General features: G+C 65.1%; 16 protein-coding genes. 11 read left to right on the top strand and 5 right to left on the bottom strand.

What is annotated here, in order from left to right; genetic code table 11:
• The first annotated feature begins 694 nt into the window (after positions 1-694).
• Entirely contained in the window at positions 695-3,832 is a 3,138-nt protein-coding gene (locus tag ACNJX9_RS22880; protein WP_439404276.1) for an Rne/Rng family ribonuclease, read from the top strand.
• A 71-nt stretch (positions 3,833-3,903) separates the two neighbouring features.
• Here ACNJX9_RS22880 and ACNJX9_RS22885 read toward each other — a convergent pair whose 3' ends face one another.
• A complete protein-coding gene (locus tag ACNJX9_RS22885) occupies positions 3,904-4,584 on the bottom strand; it encodes a helix-turn-helix domain-containing protein (RefSeq protein ID WP_057744921.1) in 681 nt (226 codons plus the stop codon).
• A 210-nt stretch (positions 4,585-4,794) separates the two neighbouring features.
• Here ACNJX9_RS22885 and ACNJX9_RS22890 point away from each other — a divergent pair, with 210 nt between their 5' ends.
• Genes ACNJX9_RS22890 through ACNJX9_RS22900 form a run of 3 tightly spaced genes read left to right on the top strand, consistent with a single transcriptional unit; the run spans position 4,795 to position 8,812 of the window.
• Positions 4,795-6,291: an amidase gene (locus ACNJX9_RS22890; RefSeq protein ID WP_439404278.1), complete on the top strand. Its 1,497-nt coding sequence runs from the start codon at positions 4,795-4,797 to the stop codon at positions 6,289-6,291.
• 59 nt (positions 6,292-6,350) lie between these two features.
• Positions 6,351-7,565, top strand: coding sequence for an MFS transporter (locus ACNJX9_RS22895; RefSeq protein WP_057744918.1), 1,215 nt, complete (start codon positions 6,351-6,353; stop codon positions 7,563-7,565).
• Positions 7,566-7,579: 14 nt separating this feature from the next.
• Positions 7,580-8,812, top strand: a complete 1,233-nt coding sequence (locus ACNJX9_RS22900) for an NAD(P)/FAD-dependent oxidoreductase (protein ID WP_439404280.1) — start codon at positions 7,580-7,582, stop codon at positions 8,810-8,812.
• On the opposite strand, the gene ACNJX9_RS22905 is transcribed toward ACNJX9_RS22900, so the two are convergent.
• Entirely contained in the window at positions 8,809-9,645 is an 837-nt protein-coding gene (locus tag ACNJX9_RS22905; RefSeq protein ID WP_057744912.1) for a helix-turn-helix transcriptional regulator, read from the bottom strand. The genes ACNJX9_RS22900 and ACNJX9_RS22905 overlap by 4 nt on opposite strands.
• Before the next feature lie 89 nt (positions 9,646-9,734).
• Between ACNJX9_RS22905 and ACNJX9_RS22910 the strand changes: the two genes are divergently transcribed.
• Positions 9,735-10,613 (top strand): SDR family oxidoreductase, encoded by an 879-nt coding sequence (locus ACNJX9_RS22910; RefSeq protein ID WP_439404281.1) that lies wholly within the window; start codon positions 9,735-9,737, stop codon positions 10,611-10,613.
• A gap of 26 nt (positions 10,614-10,639) precedes the next feature.
• Here ACNJX9_RS22910 and ACNJX9_RS22915 read toward each other — a convergent pair whose 3' ends face one another.
• The 3 genes from ACNJX9_RS22915 to ACNJX9_RS22925 form a co-directional block, all read right to left on the bottom strand.
• Positions 10,640-11,974 carry a dicarboxylate/amino acid:cation symporter gene (locus ACNJX9_RS22915; RefSeq protein ID WP_271618664.1) on the bottom strand — a complete coding sequence of 445 codons (1,335 nt, stop codon included), beginning with the start codon at positions 11,972-11,974 and terminating at the stop codon, positions 10,640-10,642.
• A gap of 84 nt (positions 11,975-12,058) precedes the next feature.
• Entirely contained in the window at positions 12,059-12,616 is a 558-nt protein-coding gene (locus ACNJX9_RS22920) for a biotin transporter BioY (RefSeq protein ID WP_439410111.1), read from the bottom strand.
• Positions 12,617-12,706: 90 nt separating this feature from the next.
• Positions 12,707-13,894 carry a pyridoxal phosphate-dependent aminotransferase gene (locus ACNJX9_RS22925; protein WP_439404283.1) on the bottom strand — a complete coding sequence of 396 codons (1,188 nt, stop codon included), beginning with the start codon at positions 13,892-13,894 and terminating at the stop codon, positions 12,707-12,709.
• 152 nt (positions 13,895-14,046) lie between these two features.
• On the opposite strand from ACNJX9_RS22925, the gene ACNJX9_RS22930 reads away from it, so the two are divergent.
• The 6 genes from ACNJX9_RS22930 to accC all read left to right on the top strand — a co-directional run bounded on the left by ACNJX9_RS22930 (position 14,047) and on the right by accC (position 20,213).
• Positions 14,047-15,441 (top strand): M48 family metalloprotease, encoded by a 1,395-nt coding sequence (locus ACNJX9_RS22930; RefSeq protein WP_057744895.1) that lies wholly within the window; start codon positions 14,047-14,049, stop codon positions 15,439-15,441.
• A 193-nt stretch (positions 15,442-15,634) separates the two neighbouring features.
• Positions 15,635-16,402, top strand: a complete 768-nt coding sequence (locus ACNJX9_RS22935; RefSeq protein WP_057744892.1) for a DsbA family protein — start codon at positions 15,635-15,637, stop codon at positions 16,400-16,402.
• A 309-nt stretch (positions 16,403-16,711) separates the two neighbouring features.
• Entirely contained in the window at positions 16,712-17,548 is an 837-nt protein-coding gene (locus ACNJX9_RS22940; RefSeq protein WP_439404285.1) for a DUF1236 domain-containing protein, read from the top strand.
• A 225-nt stretch (positions 17,549-17,773) separates the two neighbouring features.
• The gene (aroQ, locus tag ACNJX9_RS22945) at positions 17,774-18,241 is read left to right on the top strand and encodes a type II 3-dehydroquinate dehydratase (protein ID WP_439404286.1); all 468 of its coding nucleotides are present in this window, start codon (positions 17,774-17,776) and stop codon (positions 18,239-18,241) included.
• Positions 18,242-18,278: 37 nt separating this feature from the next.
• A complete protein-coding gene (accB, locus tag ACNJX9_RS22950; protein ID WP_057744883.1) occupies positions 18,279-18,773 on the top strand; it encodes an acetyl-CoA carboxylase biotin carboxyl carrier protein in 495 nt (164 codons plus the stop codon).
• Between the two features lie 81 nt (positions 18,774-18,854).
• On the top strand, positions 18,855-20,213 hold the full coding sequence (gene accC / locus ACNJX9_RS22955) for an acetyl-CoA carboxylase biotin carboxylase subunit (protein ID WP_439404288.1): 1,359 nt from the start codon (positions 18,855-18,857) through the stop codon (positions 20,211-20,213).
• Positions 20,214-20,309 lie beyond the last annotated feature (96 nt).

A 20,309-nucleotide genomic window follows, 5' to 3' on the forward strand; every position in this document is an offset into this window, starting at 1 on the left:
GCCTCCGAGCAGCCCTCTTTAACGCAATAGAACCACAGGGTTAATCGGTCCTTAATGACGGAAACGCAAAACTCCCGGACTGTGACCGGCGTGCGACGCTCCCTTGCACGGATGGCCCATTCCTCGTATGTACGGAATGCTGACGGCCAATGATTTCCGGTTGTGTCGCATTCAGCCTCCCGGTGCAGCGCCGGAGCTCCCAAGGTTCGGGAATTCCAGCGTTTTTCTGTTCCCCTCAACGACCAGCGCGGTGCGCGGCAGCGAGGCGAACGGGGCAGGCCCCGGCGGCGGACGGTTTCCGGTTACCACACTGTTTCCGGAACAGTTTTGACAGCGACGCGGCCAGTTACCCACTCCCTTAATCCAGAGGGGGCGGTTCTTGATCCAGGGCGAGCGCGCACGCGCCATGCCTGGCCAGCAGCAACTGATTAGGGGCGGCCCCGCCGTCCAACGTTTCATACGGGCCGACGCTTGATGCGCCAGACTGTGCCGACGAATTCTGAAGGACCTTTCGCGACGCGGCGGAGTGAAAATCCCGCGCGCCGCTTCGGTTCTGAAGCTTCCGATTCGGCAAGGCGCGAGAGACGGCGTTTCGGCCTTCCCCTCACCCCCGAATCAGGTGGACCGTCGCGTCACCCGGCAGCGCTCTTCGCGCCCACGGTGAACCGCGCCCGCCGCCGCCAAGAGTTAAGACATGCCCAACAAGATGTTGATCGACGCCACCCACCCGGAAGAGACCCGGGTCGTCGTGGTCCGCGGCAATCGCGTCGAGGAGTTTGACTTCGAGACCGCGCAACGCAAGCAACTGCGCGGAAATATCTACCTCGCCAAGGTCACCAGGGTCGAACCCTCGCTCCAGGCCGCCTTCGTCGAATATGGCGGCAACCGCCACGGCTTCCTCGCCTTCAGCGAAATCCATCCCGACTATTACCAGATCCCGGTTGCCGACCGGCAGGCGCTGATCGAGGCCGAAGAGCAGGCTCATCGCGAAGCCGAGGAGGAGAGCGAGAACCGGTCGCACGGCCGCCGCCGCTCGCGCCACCGCAATGCCCGCCGCCGCGGTCACGGCGAGCGGGTCCGCAGCGACATCGTCGAGGGTCTCGACGCCGGCGCCGATCCCGCCGCCCAACCGGTCGAAGGTCAGCCCCTGCCCGAGCACGCCGAAGGCGCGCCGCAGGAGGGCGAGCACCTGCACGCTGATGCCGAGCATCACGGCGAGCACCACGAGGTTCAAGATCACGACCATGATCACGACGATCACGGGCATGACGATCATGAGCATGATGATCACGGCCATCACGATCATCCGCACGCCCATGATGACGCGCATGCGCACGATCATGACGATCATGGTCATGACCACGAGCATGATCATGACGAGCACGAGCATCACGCCGACGAGACGCCCGCGCCTGTCGCGGCTGTGGGCGCCGAGCCCGCGGTTGCGGCCGAAACGGTTGCCGAGCCTGAGCGGGCTCCTGCCGTCGAAGCCCATGGCGAAACGTTTGCGGAAGTCGTGACCTCGGTCACCGAGCCGGCCGATGCCGTTTACGCCGCCGGCGAAGCGGTGGAGGCGCCGCATGGCGAGGCTGCGGAAACCGAAGAAGACGAAGAGGACGACGAGGACGGCGAAGAAGCCGAAGAGGAAGTGGTTGAATCCGTCGGCGGTGACGACGTGCTCGAGGAAGTGCCGGAGCGCACCTTCCGTCCGCGCCGCCAGTACAAGATCCAGGAAGTCATCAAGCGCCGCCAGGTGATGCTGGTGCAGGTGGTCAAGGAGGAGCGCGGCAACAAGGGTGCGGCGCTGACGACCTATCTGTCGCTCGCCGGCCGTTATGCCGTATTGATGCCGAACACCGCCCGTGGCGGCGGCATCAGCCGCAAGATCACCTCGGCGCAGGATCGCTCGCGCCTGAAGGAAGTGGTGCAGGATCTCGACGTGCCCGAGGGCATGGGCATCATCCTGCGCACCGCGGGTGCCGCCCGCACCAAGCCCGAGATCAAGCGCGACTTCGAGTACCTGATCCGGATGTGGGAGACGGTGCGCGATTTGACGCTGAAGTCGCAGGCCCCGACGCTGGTCTACGAGGAAGGCTCGCTGATCAAGCGCTCGCTGCGCGACCTCTACAACAAGGAGATCGACGAGATTCAGGTCGCCGGTGAAGCCGGCTACCGCGAAGCGCGCGACTTCATGAAGATGCTGATGCCCGCCAATGTCAGTGCGGTGAAACAGTATCGCGACGGCCAGCCGCTGTTCTCGCGGATGGGCGTCGAGAGCCAGCTCGATGCGATGTTCTCGCCGACCGTGCAGTTGCGCTCGGGCGGGTACATCGTCATCAACCAGACCGAGGCGCTGGTCTCGATCGACGTCAACTCCGGACGATCGACCCGCGAGCACCATATCGAGGACACCGCGCTCAAGACCAATCTGGAAGCGGCCGAAGAGGTCGCCCGCCAGCTTCGCCTGCGCGACCTTGCCGGCCTGATCGTCATCGACTTCATCGACATGGATGAGAAGCGCAACAACCGTGCGGTCGAGCGCAAGCTGTCCGATTGCCTCAGGCAGGACCGCGCGCGCATCCAGGTCGGCCGCATCTCGCATTTCGGCCTGCTCGAGATGTCGCGTCAGCGCATCCGCGCCAGCGTGCTGGAGTCTTCGACCGATCCCTGCCCGCATTGCGGCGGAACCGGCCATGTCCGTTCGGTGTCCTCGGTGGCCCTGCAGCTGCTGCGCGGCCTCGAAGAGATCCTGATGAAGGGCGCGACCCACAATCTCGTGGTCCGCACCCGCACCGACGTCGCGCTCTACGTGCTGAACCACAAGCGCGGTCATCTGCGCGACCTCGAGAACGGCTTCAAGGTCACGCTGTCGGTGATCGCCGATCCCAGCGTCTCAGGACCACAGGCTTATGTGATCGACCGCGGCGAGCAGGTGCATACGCTCGAAGCCGCCAAGGCGCTGCTGGCCGCACAGGCGGCCGCAAGCCCGCCGCCCCTGCCCGAAGAGGCCTATGACGACGAGGACGGTTTCGACCTCGAGACCGAATCCGAGGTCGAGACCGACGAGACCGAAGGTCTCGGCGAGGAGCAGGCGTCCGGTGAAGCCGCGTCCGAAGGAGACGGCCAGCGCCGCAAACGCCGCCGCCGTCGCCGCGGTCGCGGCGGTCAGCGCGAGGGCGAGCTTCGGGAAGATAGTCCGGCCACGCTTCCAGAGCCGGCCCTGGCCGCCGGCGAAGGCGAAGAGGATGGCGACACCGAGCAGGACGGCGAGGATGGTGAGGAGCAAGCCGCCCGTGGCGAGCAGCAGGGCAGCGGCGAGCGCCGTCGCCGGCGCGGCCGTCGGGGTGGACGTCGTCGGCGCGGCGGCAGCGAGGACGGTCTCGCCGGATCCATCGGCGACGAACTCGGCGGCAATCCGCCGCCGGAAGCAACCAACGCTGTGGCCGATTTCGACAGCACCGGCAGCGAGGCCGCGCCCTTGATTGCGCATTCAGGGCAGATCGCCCCTGCTGAGCACGAGACGTCCCAACCCGAGCCTCAATTCCACCAGGCGCCGGTTGAAGCGCCGGTCCAGGCCGCACCGGCTGCTGCTGTGGCCGAGGAAGAGCCGGTCGTCGACGGCGACGGGAAGGCGGCACGTCGCCGGTCGACTGTCCGCGAGAAGGTGAGCTTCCTGTCGAGCAGCCCGAGCGAGCCGGCAACCCCGGTTGCTTCAGCTCCGGAGCCGGTTGCTCCGCCCGCCCCTGCACCCGCGCCGGAAGCGGCAACCGAGACGCCGGCGGCCCCGCGCCGCGCCGGCTGGTGGTCGCGCCGTTTCGGCGGCGGCCAATAAAGCCGAACACCCTCAATGCAAAACGCCCGGCCAAAAGCCGGGCGTTTTCGTTTTCATGCCCCGCCAATCCGCTACGGCGGCAGTTCGCCATCACCTGATGAGGCCACATCGCGCGATGCGATCTGGCGAAGCTGGTCGTAGAGATCGGGCGCCTCGCTGGTGCAGAGACAGACGCCCTTGGCAGACGCTCCCTCGCCGGCGTTGAGGTAGGCGTGGCCCATGGTGCTGTCGAGATAGATGCCGTCGCCCTCGCCCAGGATCTCAGGTGCGTAGAACTCGGTGTGGACGGCCACGCGCCCGCTCGTCACCAGAAAATACTCTTCGCCGGCGTGACGCAGCAGTGGACCGAATTCGTCCAACGAGCGCGCGCGGACCTCGGCGACGATCGGCACCATGCGTTTGCCGATCAGGTCGGTGCATTGATAGGTGTAGGTGTAGAATTTCGTGTTGATCAATTGCCCCTGCCCGGCCCGGCTGATGCTTCGGCGCGCGGTGACCGGCCGGCCCTGCGCAGGCGTCGCGACTGCGGGATTGAACAACTCGGCGATCTCCATCTTCAGACCTGAGGTCAGCTGGAGCAGCTTGTCGTAGGTCAGCGACATCAGGCCGTTCTCGACCTTCGACAAGGTCGACAGCGCCATCCCGGTCCGTTCCGCTACCTGCTTGAGCGTCAGGCCGCGCGCCTGACGGGCGGCCTTGAGACATTGGCCGAGCTGGGAGTTGGCACCCTCTGACGTCGTGATCTCGCTCATCGAGCATCTCTACCATGGACCCAAGGAAAAATATTGGCTGATCGGCCTAATCTTTTCCATGCTCCGCACCCTTCGACACCTCTTTCTGGTTGCCGGCTGGGCATGCAGGCCAGGGTTTGTGCATGAAATGGTCGGTTTTGACGAATATTGGTGCGTCGGAGCTCCTTTCCTATATGCTAAATCGTTTTCATAATCTGAAAGGGATTGGCCTTGCCCGACCTGTGCGATTCCAGCGCCGTTGAGTTACGCCGCCTGCTGGCCAGCAAGGCGATCTCGCCAGTCGAACTGCTCGACGCCTGCCTGTCCCGCATCGCCGCCGTCAATCCCGCTGTCAACGCCGTCGTCACCCTGGACGAGCCGGGCGCTCGCGCCGCCGCAAAGTCCGCCGAGACCGCCATCCGGTGCGGTGAGGATCGAGGCCCGCTGCACGGGCTCCCCGTTCTGATCAAGGACACGCAAGACACCGCCGGGATGCGCTCGACCTATGGCAGCCCGCTGCTCCGCGACAACGTGCCGGCTGCTGACCAGGGCTCGGTCGCGCGCTTGCGCGCCGCCGGCGCCATCATCTTCGGCAAAACCAACACGCCGGAATGGGCGGCAGGCGGCAACACCCGCAATCCCGTATTCGGCGCGACCGGCAATCCCTTCGATCCCATGCGCTCGGCGGCCGGCTCCTCCGGCGGCTCCGCGGTCGCGCTCGCCTGTGGCATGGCGCCGCTCGCCTCGGGCTCCGACACCGGCGGCTCCCTGCGCAATCCGGCGGGCTTCTCCGGCATCGTCGGGATGCGCCCCTCCTATGGCCTGGTGCCGAGCGAGAAGCGCATCTTCGGCTGGTCCAACCTGTCGACCGATGGACCGATGGCGCGCAACGTTGCCGACACCGCATTGATGCTGTCGGCAATGGCGAGCGACGATCCCCGCGATCCACTCGCCTACACCCTGCCCGACGAGCCCTTGCGCGGGCGCGCCGAGCGCTGGGCCGCGCCGCGCCCGGCAGAGCTCGGCAAGCTGCGCCTCGCCTTCACCGAGGATTTCGGCTTCGCGCCGACCGAGCAGGCCATCCGCCGCGTGTTCCGCCAGCGCGTGAGCAAGCTCGCGCCGCTGTTCGCGGAGAGCTGCGAGGCGACACCCGACTGCACTGGCGCCGACGATGCTTTCGCCGTGCTGCGCGCGGGCCTGTTCCTGGCGACCCATGGCAAGACCTTCAAAGAGCGGCCCGAGATGCTCGGCCCCAACGTCCGCGCCAATGTCGAGGAAGGCCTCCGCTATACGCTCGAAGACCACGCCCGCGCTTCCACGACGCAGACGCGGATTTATCGCGCCTATCAAAGCTTCTTCGAAACCTGCGACGTGCTGATCAGCCCGACCATCACGCTGAGCCCGCGGCCCTGGTCGGAGCTCTATCCCGCCGAGATCGACGGCGTGCCGACGAAATCCTACTTCCACTGGCTCGCGCTGGCCTACGCCGTGACGCTTCCCGGCCACCCCGCGATCAGCATTCCGCTCGGCCTTGATGAAGCCGGCCTGCCGTTCGGCCTCCAGATCGTCGGCCCGCGTGGGGGCGATGCCATCGTCCTCTCGGTCGCCGCGAGCATCGAGGCTGCGTTCGCAAACGATCCGGACCTGTGCCGGCCGGTGCCCGACCTCGCGCGGCTCGCCGCAGCGCCGCCGCTGTCGGCCGCGCCCGGCTTTCTCACCTGGGAATAGAGCCGGCGCATAAACCAAACAGGCATGACCGCCGGCTCGCCGGCATCGAGGAGATCAGCATGGCCGAATTGTCGAACCGAAAGACCGGAATCGTCGCCTTCGTCCTGCTCTATCTCGCCTATTGCATCTCCTATATCGACCGCGCCGCGATCTCGCTGGCGCTGGCGCAGATCGGCAAGGATTTCAATCTGCAGGCTGCCGATCTCGGCATCGTCATCAGCGCATTCTTCCTGGGGTATGCAGCCATGCAGGTGCCCGGCGGATGGCTCTCCGACCGCTTCGGCTCGAAATATGTCGTCATCGTCACCATCGTGATGTGGTCGCTGTTCACCGCGTTCACGAGCCTTGCCTGGTCGCTGACCTCGCTGATCGCGATCCGCTTCATCTTCGGCATCGCCGAAGGCGGCTTTCCGCCGGCAAGCATTCGCGCCATCGCGGAGCTCTTCAAGAAGGACAGCCGGCCCAAAATGTCGTCGCTGCTGCTGTCTTCGAATTATGCCGGCAGCATGATCGCACCGCTGATCATGGCGCCGCTCATCGTCTGGCTGGGCTGGCGCCACGCCTTCAATACGATCGGCATCGCCGGCATCGTCTTCGCGGTGATCTACTTCGTCTTTGTTCCGCATCTGGCGCGTATCGGCGTCGGACCGGTGACGGCAAAGCCCCGCGCGCCGATGCGCGAGCTGATGAAGAATCCGCTGCTGTGGCAGCTCATGGTGGTGTGGTTCGGCCTGAGCTGCGTCAACAAGGGCCTGGATTCCTGGATGCCGCTCTATCTGCTGCAGCAGCGCGGGCTCGACCTCAAGACCGTCGGCGTGGTGGCGCCGATCCCGTTCGTGATGGCGACATTTGCAACCGCAATCGGCGGCTGGGTGATGACCACCTTCTTTGCCGAGCGCGAAAAATATCTCTTGATCGGCAGTTCCGCGTTAACGGGCATCTTCCTCTACGCCATGTACAAGGCGGAGACGATCACCGCCTTGATCGTCTATCAATCGGTGGTCTACTTCTTCAAATCCTTCGTCCTGGCCTCCGTGATTGCGCTGCCGACCAAGCTGCTGCGTGACGACCAGATCGGATCGGGCATCGGCATGGTCAACCTGGGCGGCCAGAGCGCGGGCTTCGTTGCACCCGCCATCATGGGGTTCATCGTGACGGGGTCAGGATCATTCGACGCGGCCTTCGGCTTCCTGGTGACGATGACGGCGATGTCGGTCGTCGTCGCCGCGACCATCAACACGGCGCAGCCGAAGCTGGCGCCGAAGCCGGCCTGACGGGAGTTCTGCGGATGCGAAGCGCAATCATTCTCGGCGGCGGCATGGTGGGGGTCGGCGCCGCCGTGCATCTGCGCCAGCGCGGCTGGACGGTGACACTGGTCGACCGCCGGGAGCCCGGCCGCGAGACCAGCTACGGCAATGCCGGCATGATCCAGGCCGAAGCGGTGCGGCCCTATCCGATGCCGCGCGACCTCTCTTCGCTGCTGAACATCGCGACCGGCCGCACCAACGACGTGCGCTACAGTTTTTCCTCGCTGCATCGTCACGTCGAGCCGCTGCTGCGTTATTGGTGGCATTCGGCGCCGAAGCGGCATCGCGACGCGATCGCGGCCTGGGCGCGCCTGATCGCTTATGCGACGCCCGAGCACGACGTCCTGATCCGGGAGGCCCATGCCGACAATCTGATCCGCCGCGCCGGCTATCGCGCGGTGTTTCGCGATGCCGCGGCGCTCGACCACGCGATCAAGGAGGCGGAAGCAGACCGCCGCGAGTTCGGCGTGAATTTCCGCGTGCTGTCGGGCAGCGAGTTGACAAAAGCCGAGCCGATCCTGCGCAACGATCTTCCCGGCGCGATCCACTGGCTCGATACCTGGACCGTGTCCGATCCCGGCGCACTCGTGACGGCCTATGCCGAGCTGTTCGAGCGCCTTGGCGGTCAGATCGTGCTCGGCGATGCGCAGTCGCTGCAACAGACCGCAACCGGATGGTCGGTGAACACCGACAACGGCCGCATCGATGCCGCCAAAGCCGTCGTGACACTGGGGCCGTGGTCGCCGGATCTCTTGCACAAATTCGGCTACCGGATTCCGCTGGTGCGCAAGCGCGGCTATCACATGCACTACACCGGCGGCGCCACGCTCGATCTGCCGCTGGTCGACAAGGGCCAGGGCTACGCCATGGGTCCGATGGCCAAGGGCATCCGCATTACCACAGGCGCGGAGCTGACGGGCCCCGATGCGCTGGCGACGCCGGTGCAACTCGCCAGTGCCGAAGCCTCCGCGCGCGAACTGATCGATCTCGGCAAGCGCGCCGAGCCCGAGCCGTGGTTCGGCACCCGCCCCTGCACGCCTGACATGGTGCCGGTGCTCGGGCGCGCCCCGCGCCACCCCGGCCTCTGGATGAATTTTGGCCACGGCCACCAGGGCTTTACGCTGGGCCCCGCCACCGGTCGCCTGCTCGCGGAGATGATGAACGGCGAAACGCCGTCGATTGATCCGACACCATACCGTCCGGAGCGGTTCTAGCCGTCAGATCGCGCGACGAGCACTTTCCTGATGCGCTGGGCGTCGTCCGGCGTCGCCGGGTTGTAGACGACCATGCCGAGATCGGGCCGGCCGTCGACTGCGAAGGCCGAATATTCGAACGCGATCTGGCCGAGCACCGGATGGCGCAGATGCTTGACGCCCTCGCTATAGGAGCGGACGTCATTGTCGGCCCACAGCTTGGCGAAGTCCGGGCTAAGACGGCACATCTCATCGACGAAGTCAGCGACATGCGAGACCGCGCCGGCGCGCGCCACATCGGCACGAAACGCTGCGACTACGAAACGGGCCACGCTCTCCCAATCATATTGGGCGGCGCGAACCCGCGGCTCGCAGAAGATCAGGCGCAGGATGTTGCGCTGTTCGGGCAGCAGCTTTGAATAGTCGGTCAGCACGATCGTGGCCGCCCGATTCCAGGCGACGACGTCCCAGGTCACTGTCCTGATGATGGCGGGGCTCGTCTCCAGCGCATCGAGCACGCGCTGAAGCCGTGGCGAGACGCCTTCGCTCGCCCGGTAGCGCACCTCTGGCGGACGGCCCAGCCCGATCAGAAACAAGTGCTCGCGCTCGACGTCGGTCAGCATCAGCGCACGCGCGATGCGGTCGAGCACATCGGCCGACGGCGCCCCGCCCCGGCCCTGCTCCAGCCAGGTGTACCAGGTCGGGCTGATATTGGCGCGCTGCGCCACCTCCTCGCGGCGGAGCCCGGGCGTGCGTCTGCGAGGGCCGCTGAAGCCGAACGCCGCCGCATCGAGCCTGACACGGCGGTGCTTCAGGTAGGTGCCGAGCAGGTTGTCGCTGGTGGTCTCGCTCATCCTGTTAGCTATTATACCCTGATAACGTCACTACTTTACCCGGATAATCCTAGCGCAGATGCTGGCTCCAACCAACTGGAGACCTGCTCATGCGTGTATACGTCACTGGCGCCACCGGCTTCGTCGGCTCCGCCGTCGTTGCGGACCTGATCGCCGCCGGCCACAGCGTCACGGGCCTTGCGAGGTCCGACGCCGGCGCGGCCGCCCTCACCGCGATGGGCGCCAAAGTCCATCGCGGCTCGCTGGAGGACCACGCCTCCTTGCGCAGCGGCGCGGCCTCCTCCGACGGAGTCCTGCACCTCGGCTTCAACCACGACTTCTCGAAGTTTCTGGACAATTGCGAGCTGGACCGCCGCGCCATCCTCGCCCTCGGCGAGGAGCTCAAGGGCTCCGACCGTCCGCTCATCGTCACGTCGGGCGTGGCTCTGCTGGCGCCGGGGCGGCTTGCAACGGAAGACGACGAGGCCGCGCACCGTTTTCCGCGGGTGTCGGAATCCACCGCGCTGTCGCTGGAAGGCGTCCGCGCCGCGGTGGTTCGTCTGCCGCCGACGACCCATGGCGAGGGCGACCATGGCTTCGTGCCGATCCTGATCAACCTCGCGCGCCAGAAAGGCGTGGCAGCCTATATTGGCGATGGCATGAACCGTTGGCCGGCCGGGCACCGCTGCGATGCCGCTCGCGTTTATCGCCTCGCACTCGAGCAAGGCGCAACGGCACCGCGCTATCACGCCATCGCCGAGGAAGGCATCCCGTTCAAGACGATTACGGAGGTGATCGGCAAAAGGCTGGGCCTGCCCGTGGTCTCGAAATCGCTGGACGAAGCGACCGAGCATTTCGGCTGGTTCGCACAATTCGCCGGTGCCGATGTGCCGACGTCCAGCGCCAAGACGCGCGCCCTGCTCGGCTGGCAGCCCAAAGAAAAAGGGCTGATCGAGGATCTCGACCAGCCCTGTTACTTCCAGGTCTAACGGCGCAACGCGCCGTTAGACCCTGATCAGTCCGTCGTGACCGCGGTTTCCATGTCGGTCGGATCGATCTGCTGGCTCAGCCGCGCGTTGAGCTTGTCGCGATCGAGCTCGCCCTCCCACCAGGCGACGATCACGCAGGCGACGCCGTTGCCGCAGAGATTGGTCAGCGCACGGCACTCGCTCATGAACTTGTCGATGCCGAGCACGATCGCCATGCCCGGCACGAGGCGCGGATCGACCACCGCAAGCGTCGCCGCCAGCGTGATGAAGCCCGCGCCGGTAATGCCGGACGCGCCCTTCGAGGTCAGCATCGCCACGACCAGGATCGTGAGCTGCTGGCTGAAGGTGAGGTCGTAGCCGAGCGCCTGCGCGATGAACAGCGTCGCCAGCGTCATGTAGATGTTGGTGCCGTCGAGATTGAACGAATAGCCCGTGGGCACCACGAGGCCGACCACCGACTTCGAGCAGCCGAGCCGCTCCAGCTTCTCCATCAAGGACGGCAGCGCGCTTTCGGAGGACGAGGTGCCGAGCACGATCAACAGTTCGTCCTTGATGTAGGCCAGGAACTTGAAGATCGAGAAGCCCGCGATCCGCGCGATGATGCCGAGCACGACGAACACGAACAGCGCGGCGGTCAGGTAGAACGTCGCAATCAGGCCCATCAGGTTGAGGATCGCGCCGGTGCCGAACTTGCCGATGGTGTAGGCCATCGCGCCGAAGGCGCCGAGCGGCGCCGCGCGCATCACGATGGAGATGACGCCGAACACCGCGTGCGCGGCATCGTCGATGAAGCTGCGGATCACATGGCCGCGCTCGCCGAGACCCATGATGGCGAAGCCGAACAGCACCGAGAACAGCAGCACTTGCAGGATCTCGCCTTGCGCGAAGGCGCCGACCACGGTGTCGGGAATGATATGCAGGATGAAGTCGACCGACTTCTGCGCTTCGGCCTGCTTGGCAAAGTTGGCAACCGCATTCGCATTGGCTGCCGCACTGCCGAAGCCTGCGCCCGGCTTCACGACATTGCCGATGATCAGGCCGATGATCAGCGCGAATGTCGAGACCACCTCGAAATAGACCAGCGCCTTGACACCGATGCGGCCGACCTTCTTGGCGTCCTGGATGTGGGCAATGCCGGAGACCACGGTGCAGAAGATGATCGGGGCGATCACCATCTTGATCAGTTTGATGAAGCCGTCGCCGAGCGCCTTGATCCAGTCGTTGGTGGCAACCGTCGGCCACAGCCAGCCGACGATCGCGCCAAGCACGATCGCGATCAGCACCTGGACATAGAGAATTTTATACCACGGCTTGGCGGTAGCAGGTGCAGCCGGCGCGCCAGCCATCGTTGTCGTTGTCATTGTTACCTCCCCCTCGAAACTCTGAGCCAGCCAAGATCAACTTGGCCGGCCCTGTCAATTGGAACCGTTCGCTGTGGGTAAGCTCTAGCAGCGTTGGTCGGCGATCCGGCGCACCGCCGGCATCAGCGCAGCCCCGAGCGCGTTCTTGATGACCGAAGCCGCGATGAACGGCGCGACGCCGACCGCCCAGGCCTTGTCCGCACCAAGGCCGATTCCGTAGGCCAACCAGCCGAAGCCGGCGATGAAAATGACGACATGGCCGGCGGCCATGGCCGCAAACAGCAATACGACGTTGCGATCCCAGCCGCGCTCGGCGAGCCAGCCGGTGATGAAGCCAGCGGCCACGAAGCCGAAGAGATAGCCGGCGGTCGGGCCGACCAGCGGTGCAATTCCACCGACGGGGCCGGCGAACACCGGCAGCCCCATCGCGCCTTCGGCGAGGTAGGCGATCATGGTTGCGCTGCCAAGGCGCCAGCCATAAGCCGCGCCGATCACCAACACGACCAGCGTCTGCAGCGTCATGGGCACGTAAGGCAGCGGCAAATTGACTTTGGCCGACAGCGCCATCAGCGCGGAGCCGAGTGCAACAAGCACCACAGCGCGCAAGTGCCCGACCGCTTCGCCCGGCCGGGTTGGCCACATCACAGCGGCGAGAGGAGAGCGCGACGGGGCGCCGGACTGGGCGGTTCGGTCAGACAAGATGCACTCCGGAAGGCTAGCAAAAACTGGCGGCTATTTAAGCCAGTGAGCGATCCGGTCAACTGCCTCCTGCATCTCCTGAAGCGAGCGCGCATAAGAAAGTCGAATGAACGAGCGGCCATGGATTGGATCGAAGTCGACGCCCGGCGTGGCCGCAACGTGGGCCTTCTCCAGCATCTGCTTGGCGAACTCCAAACTGTCGGAGGTGAAATCCGAAACGTCGGCATAGAGGTAGAACGCGCCATCCGCCGGCAGGAACTTCGCCAAGCCCGCCCTGGGCAATCCCTCGATCAGGATGCGCCGGTTTTCCTGATAGCCATGCTTGATCTCCTCCATCTCGGCGGCGCCGTCGAAGGCGGCCTCCGCCGCGACCTGCGAGAGCGAGGGCACCGAGATCGAGAGGTTCTGCTGCAGCCGCTCGATCGGACGTACCAGAATATCAGGCACGACCATCCAGCCGACGCGCCAGCCCGTCATGCAAAAATACTTCGAGAACGAGTTGATCACGAGGGCATGGTCGGACAGCGCGGCCGCCGTCACGGCAGGAAACGCATAATCGAGCCCGTGATAGATCTCGTCGGAGATGAAGCGAATGCCGGCATCTTCCGCAGCTGCCATCAGGCCGGCGAGCGCCTCGCGGGACATCATCGTTCCGGTCGGATTGGCGGGGCTGCCGACCAGCACGCCCTTCAGCGGCGCCTTGCGATGGGCGGCGAGCAGCGCCTCGCCCGTGAGCGCGTGGCGGTTGTCGTGGGTGGTCTCGATCAGCACCGGCTCGCAGCCGAGCGCGGTGAGGATGTGACGATACGGCGGATAGCCAGGCACCGTGACGGCCACGCGATCGCCGGGCTCGAACATCGACAGGAAAGCCAGGATGAAACCGCCGGAGGAGCCCGTGGTCACCACGATCCTGTCCGGACTGACCGTGCAGCCATAGGCGTCGCGATAATGCCGCGCGATGCGCTCACGCAGGCTGGGAATGCCAAGCGCCGAGGTGTAATCGATCCGCCCTGTCGCAAGCGCCGCCTGCGCGGCCGCGATCGCCGTCTTCGGCGCACCTGCCGCGGGCTGGCCGACCTCCATGTGAATGACATGGCCGCCCGCGGCCTCCATACGGGCCGCCGCCGCCATCACGTCCATCACCATGAACGGGGGAACATCGCTGCGGCGGGAGGGCTCGAGCCAATGTCCCACCCGGTTCCTTAGTGTCGCATCGTGCATTGATTTCTGCTATTTCGCTGGCAAAACAGGGCGCTTGCGCCCCAGACTAGCCGCATTATACGGCTCATAAGGGCATATCGCGTATCCGGTCCGCCGCCAATCGCCAAAACCAATCACACAACTGCATCCAAATCCGTTTGCAAGCCCGTTTGATGTCGCTCCAGATCGTATTGCGCAAGAAGGCCACCGCCCTCACCGCCCTCGTTACCGCGACTGCAATCGCGCTGCTGCCGGTCCCGGCGGCGCAGGCGCAGGAAGGCCGCGGGCCGCCGACCTTGCGCGACTCGGAAACCGAGCAGCTGCTCCGCGAATATACACGCCCGATCCTGCGCGTCGCCGGTCTGGAGAAGCAGAACATCCAGATGGTGATCATCAACGACAACTCGTTCAACGCGTTCGTCGCCGATGGCCGTCGCATCTTCGTCAATTACGGCGCAATCCTGCAGTCGGAGACGCCGAACCAGCTGATCGGCGTGCTTGCGCACGAGACCGGGCATCTGGCCGGCGGCCATCTGGCCAAGATGCGCGAGCAGCTCGCCAGCGCCCAGACGCAGATGATCATCGCCATGCTGCTCGGCGCCGGCGCCATCGCGGCCGGTGCCCGCGGCGGTGGCAATAATGGGCTCGCCAACGCCGGCGCGGCCGCGGTTGCCGGCCCGCAGGAGATGATCCGCCGCTCGCTGCTGTCCTATCAGCGCCAGCAGGAGGAGAACGCCGACCGCGCCGGCGTGAAGTTCCTGACCGCGACGCAGCAGTCGCCGAAGGGCATGTACGAGACCTTCAAGCGCTTCACCAGCGAAAGCCTGTTCGCGGCGCGCGGCGCAGATCCCTATCTGCAGTCGCACCCGATGCCCGCCGACCGCGTTGCAGCGCTCCAGGAATTTGCCAGCACCAGCCCCTATTGGGACAAGAAGGACGATCCCGCGCTCCAGCTGCGCCATGACATGGTGCGCGCCAAGATCTCCGCCTTCATGGAGCGGCAGGAGGTGGTCTATCGCCGCTACCCCCTGACCAATGACAGCCTGCCGGCGCGCTATGCCCGCGCCATCAGCACCTATCTGCATGGTGACTTGCGCAGTGCCCTCGCCCAGATCGATGCCCTGATTGCGGTGCAGCCCAACAACCCGTACTTCTACGAGGTGCGCGGCCAGGCCCTTCTGGAGAGCGGCAAGCCCGCCGATGCGATTGCCCCCCTGCGCAAGGCCGTCGCACTTTCGAACAATTCGGCCCTCATCGAGATGTTACTTGGGCAGGCTCTGGTTGGAACCGATAATAAGGCCTACACGGACGACGCCATCAAGATTCTCCGTGCAGCGGTGGCGCGCGAGCCCGAGGCGCCGATCGGCTACACCCAGCTTGCGATGGCCTATGGCCGGAAGGCAGACTATGCCGAGGCGGATCTCGCCTCTGCCCAGGCCGCTTATCTGCGCGGCGACAACAAGACCGCTCGCGAGCTTGCCACGCGCGCGAAAACCCGTTTCGCCGTCGGCACGCCCGGATGGGTCAAGGCCGACGACATCGTGGCGTCGAAACCGCCGCGTAACTAAAGCGTTTTCAAGCGAAGCGGATACCGGTTCGCGCCAGGAAGACGCGTCAAAGCAAAAAGCTGGAGCCCCGTTCCGACCTCGTCGGATCGGGGCTCCAGACCGAAGCCTGAACTGCTCATTTGACGTCACGACACCACGACTAAGTCCGCCGGGACGTTGTTTCAAAACCTGCTCTGGATAAGAGGATTTGCCAATGCCTTCGCTGCGCCTGCTTGCTTCCGCGCTCATTGCGCTCGCCTTCGTCGGCGCAACGGGACCGGCTTCGGCCGAGAGCTTCTCGGATGCCCAGCGCACCGACATCGAGGCCATCATCAAGAACTACCTCGTCAGCCATCCTGAGGTGCTCGAGGAGGCCATGACGGAGCTCAGCAAGCGGCAGGCCGCGGCAGAGACCGAGAAGCACGAAGCCAGCATCGCGCAGAACTCGGATGCGATCTTCAACTCGCCGCGTCAGGTCGTGCTCGGCAACAAGGACGGCGACGTCACCTTCGTTGAGTTCTTCGATTACAATTGCGGCTATTGCAAACGCGCGATGAGCGACATGCTCGACCTGATGAAGTCCGATTCCAAGCTGAAGGTGGTGCTGAAGGAGTTTCCGGTGCTGAGCCAGGGCTCGGTCGAGGCCGCCCAGGTCGCGGTCGCAGTGCGCATGCAGGATCCCACCGGCAAGAAATATCTCGACTTCCACCAGAAGCTGCTCGGCGGTCGCGGCGCGGCCGACAAGGCGCGCGCCATGCAGGCGGCCAAGGAAGCCGGCCTCGACACCGCGAGGATCGAGAAGGACATCGCCAGCCCCGAGGTGCGCTCCACCATCGAGGAGAATTTCAAGCTCGCCGAGACGATGGGCATGAACGGCACGCCGAGCTACGTGATCGGCAAGCAGATCGTGGTCGGCGCCATCGGCCTCGAGGGGCTCAAGGAAAAGATCGGCGTGGCCCGCTGCGGCAAGGCGACTTGCTAAAGCATGATGCGGAAAAGTGGGAAGCGGTTTTCCGAAAAGATCATGCTCAAACCAAGAGCTAAAGCGCGATGACGATTCAGCCCAATCTCATCGCGCTTTAGCGAGACGTTTCACCACTTGCGGACGGAACGAGGCCGGCTGAAAAGCCGGCCTTTTTCGCATGCCGAAAACCGGCGCGAATCCGGCACGGATGTTCATCTCGCGTTTAAGAAACAAATGCCGGGGAACAGCAGATGTTCCGGAACAAGTGACACCTCCTCTCGTTGTCGGCGCGGGCAATGACGCAAAGAAACACGTGAGGAGAATACGATGTTGAACCGCTTTATGATCTCGGTTGCCGCACTCGCGCTGATCGCGGGCACCGGTCTGGCGAACGCACAAGGCACGATGAAGAATGACAGCGGCGCCGGTGCGAAGCCGATGGAGCACTCGCAGTCTTCGGGCGGCGCCACCGAGCGCGGCAAGGAATCCGCAAGTCCGCAGAAGGGCACGGTGGGTCAGGCCGGCGGCTCCATGAAGCAAGGCGAAGAGAAGTCGTCTGGCGCGATGGAGAAGTCCGGGACCGCGGAGAAATCCGGCGGCGCGATGAACAAGAACGCGGCCGAGGAGAAGGCCGGCGCGGCGAAGGGTGAACACGCCCAGAGCGCGCAGGACAAGTCCACGCAGGACAAGTCCAAGAGCATGAGCCAGGACACCAGCAAGTCCGGCGCCCAGAAGGACATGAAGGCTGAGGGCACCAAGAGCGGCACCTCGACCAACAATGCCGAGAACCAGAAGGGCACCACGAGCACCAACCAGAAGGCCCAGGGTCAGACCAGCCCCGGCGCTAACCAGAACGCGCAGGGCCAGAGCAGCACCAACACGACGGTCGGCCAGGCCGGCGCCGGCGCCAAGCTCTCGACCGAGCAGCGCACCCAGATCACCTCGGCGATCCGCGAGGAGCACATCGCTCCCGTGAGCAACGTGAACTTCTCGATCTCGGTCGGTACCCGGATTCCGCGCGAGGGCATCGAGCTGCACGCCCTGCCGTCGCGGGTCGTGACGATCTATCCGGAGTGGCGGACCTACAAGTACGTCCTGGTGAAGGATGAGATCGTGATCATCAATCCGGACACCTACGAGATCGTGGCTGTCCTGAACGTCTAAGGCCGGAACACGGCAACCTCAGGGGCGGGCAGCGATGCCCGCCCCTTTTGCATTGGGCCGGCAGCCATGCTTGGAACTGGTTAGCAAGCAATTTCCGTAGTTTCCGCACAGGTTTTTGCACGCTGGATGAGGTGCCTGAACCCGCCCGGGAAGCCCTTGAAGGCTTCCCCTCACGCACTTTGTTACCTATAACCCCGCCACGCCGAAACACCTTTCCGGGACAGAATGGCCGAATCAGCGACCGACACGATCCTCGTTCTCAACGGGCGGAACCTCAATGTGTTGGGGACGCGGGAGCCGGAGACGTATGGCCATGCCACGCTGGCCGAGGTCGAGAAACTGTGCCGGGAGACCGCGGCGAGCTTCGGCATCAAGGCCGACTGCCGGCAGTCCAACCGCGAAGGCGAGCTGATCGACTTCATCCACGAGGCACATGGGCGCAAGACGAAGGGCATCATCATCAACGCCGGCGGCTATTCGCACGGCTCGATCGCACTGCACGACGCGCTGCTCGCCGTGCAGATCCCGACGGTCGAAGTGCACGTGACCAACATCCACGCCCGCGACGGCTTCCGTCACCACTCCTACACCGCGCGCGCGGCCTTGGCCTCGCTCTGCGGCTTCGGAATCGAGGGCTACCGCCTCGCTATCCAGGGGCTTGCCGCCAAGCTCGGCACCACGCTCAAAGCCTGACGCTCTCTCTTCACCCAGAACATTCGGATCAAAGAACATGGCGCGCCAGCCAGACGACAAAGCAGCCGCAAAGTTTTCCAGCGACGATTCCGCGCTCGTCCGCGAGCTCGCTCTGCTGCTCGATGAGACCAGCCTCACCGAGATCGAGATCGAGCGCGCCGGCCTGCGCCTGCGCGTCGCCCGCAACATCAGCGTCGCCGCGACCATGCCGATGCCGGTTGCGGCCGCAGCCCCCGGGGTCGCCGCAGCTCCCGCCGCCGCGGCTGCGGCTTCAGGCGTCGCAGACGTCTCCAAGCATCCAGGCGCGGTGACCTCGCCGATGGTGGGGACCGCCTATTGGGCGCCGGAGCCCGGCGCCAAGCCGTTCGTCGAGGTCGGCTCCAAGGTCTCGGTCGGCCAGACCCTGCTGATCATCGAGGCGATGAAGACCATGAACCAGATCCCCTCGACCCGATCAGGCACCGTGACGCAGATCCTGGTCGAAGACGGCCAGCCGGTCGAGTTCGGCGAGCCGCTCGTCATCATAGAATAACGCGAATGGCGAATTGCGAATAGCGAATGGCGCCAGCCCTCCCTACTCGCCTTCGCCGCTCGCCATTCGCTGCAGGACAACATGTTCGACAAGATCCTCATAGCCAATCGCGGCGAGATCGCCCTTCGCATCCTGCGGGCCTGCAAGGAACTCGGGATTGCGACCGTTGCCGTGCACTCCACCGCCGACGCCGACGCCATGCATGTGCGCCTGTCGGACGAGAGCGTCTGCATCGGGCCGCCGCCGTCGAAGGACAGCTATCTCAACATTCCCGCGCTGCTCGCGGCCTGCGAGATCACAGGCGCGGACGCCGTGCATCCCGGCTACGGCTTCCTGTCGGAGAACGCGCGCTTCGCCGAGATCCTTACCGAGCACAACCTGCAATTCATCGGCCCCAAGGCCGAGCATATCCGCCTGATGGGCGACAAGATCGAGGCCAAGAAGACCGCCAAGCGGCTCGGCATCCCCGTGGTGCCCGGCTCCGACGGCGCGGTCGGTCCCAACGACGACGCGATGGCGATCGCCAGGAAGATCGGCTTCCCCGTGCTGGTGAAGGCGGCCGCCGGCGGCGGTGGCCGCGGCATGAAGGTCGCGCAGAGCGAAGCGGATCTGCAGATCGCGCTGTCGACGGCGGCCAACGAAGCGAAATCCGCGTTCGGCGACGCCTCGGTCTACCTGGAAAAATACCTGCAGAAGCCGCGCCACATCGAGATCCAGATTCTCGGCGACGGCCGCGGCGGCGCGATCCATCTCGGCGAGCGCGACTGCTCGCTCCAGCGCCGTCACCAGAAGGTCTGGGAGGAAGGCCCCTCGCCCGTACTGGCTGCGGCGGCGCGCGCCAAGATCGGTGAGACCTGCGCCAAGGCGATGCGCGAGATGAAATATCTCGGCGTCGGCACCATCGAGTTCCTCTACGAGGACGGCGAGTTCTACTTCATCGAGATGAACACGCGCATCCAGGTCGAGCATCCCGTCACCGAGAGCATCACCGACATCGATCTCGTGCTGGAGCAGATCCGCATCGCCGCCGGCGGCGAGCTGCCGGCCAGGCAGGACGAGATCCAGATCATCGGCCACGCCATCGAATGCCGCATCAATGCGGAGAACCCGCAGACCTTCCGCCCTTCGCCCGGCCGGATTCTCCAGTATCACCCGCCCGGCGGCCTCGGCGTGCGCATCGATTCCGCGGTCTATCAGGGCTACCAGATCCCGCCTTATTACGATTCTCTCGTCGGCAAGCTGATCGTCCACGGCAAGACCCGCGCCGAATGCCTGATGCGCCTGCGCCGTGCGCTGGACGAGATGGTGGTCGAGGGCATCGAGACCACGCTCCCGCTGTTCCGCGATCTGGTCCGCCAGGATGACATCATCAACGGCGACTACCACATCCACTGGCTGGAACAGTACCTCGCCGGCAAGTCGGAACCACCAGCCAAATAATCGTCACCCAGGTCGGGAACCGCTTGGCCCCCATCGCGTTCTGGACGGTGGGCAGTTCCAAGGGGGCGTTTTGACTTCCAGATATGATCGAGCGAG

The sequence above is a fragment of the Bradyrhizobium sp. BLXBL-03 genome, assembly GCF_051853015.1.
In the GTDB taxonomy this organism is placed as follows: domain Bacteria; phylum Pseudomonadota; class Alphaproteobacteria; order Rhizobiales; family Xanthobacteraceae; genus Bradyrhizobium; species Bradyrhizobium manausense.